This window comes from Streptomyces sp. NPDC002701, assembly GCF_042889045.1.
Lineage (GTDB): Bacteria > Actinomycetota > Actinomycetes > Streptomycetales > Streptomycetaceae > Streptomyces.
The window spans coordinates 1-3,346 of record NZ_JBIAQL010000067.1; the positions used below are offsets into that span (position 1 = coordinate 1).

Below are 3,346 nucleotides of genomic sequence, written 5' to 3' on the forward strand. Positions count from 1 at the left end.
CCACCGAACTGCGGAACCAGCTCAACACCCTGACCGGGCTGCGCCTGCCCGCCACGCTGGTCTTCGACCACCCCAACGCCCTCGCCGTCACCGAGTACATCGCGTCGCGGATCGGCGGGGAGTCCGCGTGGTCGGCCGAGCCGGTCCGTACGGGCGTCGGGGCCCCCGCCGACGACGAGCCCATCGCCATCGTCGGCATGGCCTGCCGTTATCCGGGCGGTGTGACCACTCCCGAGGAGCTGTGGCGCCTGGTCATGGACGGCGCGGACACCGTCTCCGACCTCCCGGTCGACCGGGGCTGGGACGTGGAGGGCCTCTACGACCCGGAGCCGGGCAAGGAGGGCAAGAGCTACACGCGCCGCGGCAGTTTCCTGCACGACGCGGCCCAGTTCGACCCCGGGTTCTTCGGCATCTCGCCCCGCGAAGCCCTCTACATGGACCCGCAGCAGCGCCTGCTCCTCGAGACCTCGTGGGAGGCGCTGGAGCGGGCGGGCATCGACCCGGCCACGCTCAGGGGCAGCAGGACCGGCGTCTTCGCCGGCGTGATGTACCACGACTACGCGCTCAACGTCTCGCCGTCCGGCACCGCCGGGGGCAGCGTGGTGTCCGGCCGGCTGTCGTACACCTACGGCTGGGAAGGACCGGCCGTCACCGTCGACACCGCCTGCTCCTCCTCCCTCGTCGCGCTGCATCTCGCCGTGCAGGCACTGCGGTCGGGCGAGTGCTCGCTCGCCGTGGCCGGCGGCGCCACCGTGATGTCGACGCCCGGCATGTTCGTCGAGTTCAGCCGTCAGCGCGGCCTCTCCGTCGACGGCCGCTGCAAGGCGTTCGCGGGCGCGGCGGACGGCGTCGGCTGGTCCGAGGGCGTCGGCGTACTCCTCGTGGAACGGCTGTCGGACGCGGTGCGCAACGGACACCGGGTGCTCGCCGTCGTCAAGGGCACGGCCGTCAACCAGGACGGTGCCTCCAACGGCTTCACCGCGCCCAACGGCCCCTCCCAGCAGCGGGTGATCCGCCAGGCACTGCAGGGCGCCGGGCTCGCCGCGTCCGAGGTGGACGTGGTGGAGGCCCACGGCACGGGCACCACGCTCGGTGATCCGATCGAGGCGCAGGCCCTGCTGGCCACGTACGGGCAGGACCGGCCCGAGGACCGGCCGCTGCTGCTCGGCTCGATCAAGTCGAACATCGGGCACGCGCAGGCCGCCGCCGGTGTCGCGGGCGTCATCAAGATGGTCATGGCGATGGAACACGGCACGGTGCCTCGCACCCTGCACGTCGACCGTCCCTCGCCGCACGTCGACTGGACCGAGGGCCGCGCGGAACTGGTCACGGAGGAGCGGGCGTGGCCGGTCACCGGCCGCCCGCGCCGGGCGAGCGTCTCCGCCTTCGGCCTCAGCGGCACCAACGCGCACGTCGTGCTGGAACAGGGCCCCGCCCCGGCCACGGCTGAACCGCGGCCCGCCGACGAACCGCGGCCCGCCGACGAACCGCGGCCCGCCGACGAACCGCAGCCCGCCGACGAACCGCGGTCCACGGCTGAGCGCCGCACCCCCACGGCCGAGCGCCGGACTCCCACCGAGCGTCGGAGCCCCACCGAGCGCCGGACTCCCGCCGTCCTGCCGTGGACGGTGACCGCGGCGAGCCCCGAGGCCCTTCGTGCCCAGGCCGCCCGGCTGCTGGAGCACCTCGCGGCGCGGCCCGACGAGCATGCGCTCGACACGGCGTACGCGCTGGCCACAGCCCGTACCGCACTGGAGTCCCGCGCGATGGTGCTCGGCACCGGCCGTGACGAACTCCTGGCCGGCCTGCGGACCCTTGCCGAGGGCGGGACCGCCCCCGGCGTGGTCACCGGAGAAGCCCGCTCCGTCGGCACCACCGCGTTCCTGTTCTCCGGCCAGGGTTCACAGCGCCTCGGCATGGGCCGTGGGCTGTACGAGGACTTCCCCGCCTTCGCCGACACCTTCGACGCGGTGTGCGCGGGCCTGGACGAGCACCTGGAGCGTCCGCTGCGCGAAGTGGTGTGGGGCCGGGAGGAGTCGGTCCTCGACGGCACCGCGTACGCGCAGGCCGGACTGTTCGCCGTCGAGGTGGCTCTGTACCGGCTGCTCGCGTCCTGGGGCATCACCCCCGACTTCGTGGCCGGCCACTCCATCGGTGAGATCGCGGCGGCCCATGTCGCCGGGGTGCTCTCGCTCGGCGACGCCTGTGCCTTGGTGGCGGCGCGTGGTCGGTTGATGCAGGCGTTGCCCGAGGGTGGTGCGATGGTGGCGGTGGAGGCCACCGAGGCGGAGGTGCGGGAACACCTCGCGGCCGCGGAGGACCTGTCGGTCGCCGCCGTCAACGGCCCGTCGTCGGTGGTGATCTCGGGAGCCGAAGGGGCGGTCGAGACGGTCGCCGAACTGTTCCGTGCGCGGGGACGCCGGGTCAGCCGGCTCCGTGTGTCGCATGCGTTCCACTCGCCGTTGATGGAGCCGATGCTCGCGGAGTTCCGCGAGGTGGTGTCGGGGCTGTCGTACGGCGAGCCGAGGCTTCCGGTGGTCTCGAACGTGACCGGCCGGATCGCCGGAGCCGGCGAACTGGCCACCCCGGACTACTGGGTGACCCACGTCCGGGAAACCGTCCGCTTCGCCGACGGCATCCGCGCCCTGCGTGACGCAGGAGTGGACCGCTGCGTCGAGATCGGCCCCGAGGCGGTCCTGACCGGCATGGCCCGCACCTGCTTCGACGGCGAGGAGGACGCCGCCGTCCTGCTCGTGCCGACGGCCCGCAAGGGCCGCGACGAGACGGAGGCACTCCTCACCGCCGTCGCCCAGCTGCACACCGCGGGGACGGCCGTCGACTGGTCCGGCTTCTTCGCCGGGACCGGTGCCCGTGCCGTCGACCTGCCCACGTACGCCTTCCAGCGGCAGCGCTACTGGCTGACCGCGACCGACGGAGCCCCCGCCGCGGCCGGTGGCGCCGGACTCGACGCGGCGGATCACCCGTTGCTGGGTGCGGTGGTGTCGTTGCCGGACTCCGGTGGTGTGGTGCTGACGGGCAGGCTGTCGGTGGAGGCGCAGCCGTGGCTCGCCGACCACATGGTGCTCGGCCGGGTCCTGCTGCCCGGTGCCGTCCTCGTCGAACTGGCCCTGGCGGCCGGCGAGGCCGTGGACTGCGCCACCCTCGACGAACTGACCCTGGCGGCACCGCTGGTGCTGCCCGAGCGGGGCGGCGCCCAGATCCGCGTGATCGTCGGACCGCGCACCGCGGAACGCCGTACGGTCGCCGTCTACTCCCGCCCCGAGAACACCCAGCAGGACTGGGCCACGCACGCGACCGGTTTCCTCACGGAGGCGGCTGTGGTGGC

1 protein-coding gene is annotated in these 3,346 nt (G+C 73.7%); it reads left to right on the forward strand.

The window, feature by feature from the left end; all coding sequences use genetic code 11:
* On the forward strand, positions 1–3,346 hold a 3,346-nt coding region (locus tag ACFYXC_RS41780; protein ID WP_389558380.1), incomplete at both ends, for a beta-ketoacyl synthase N-terminal-like domain-containing protein.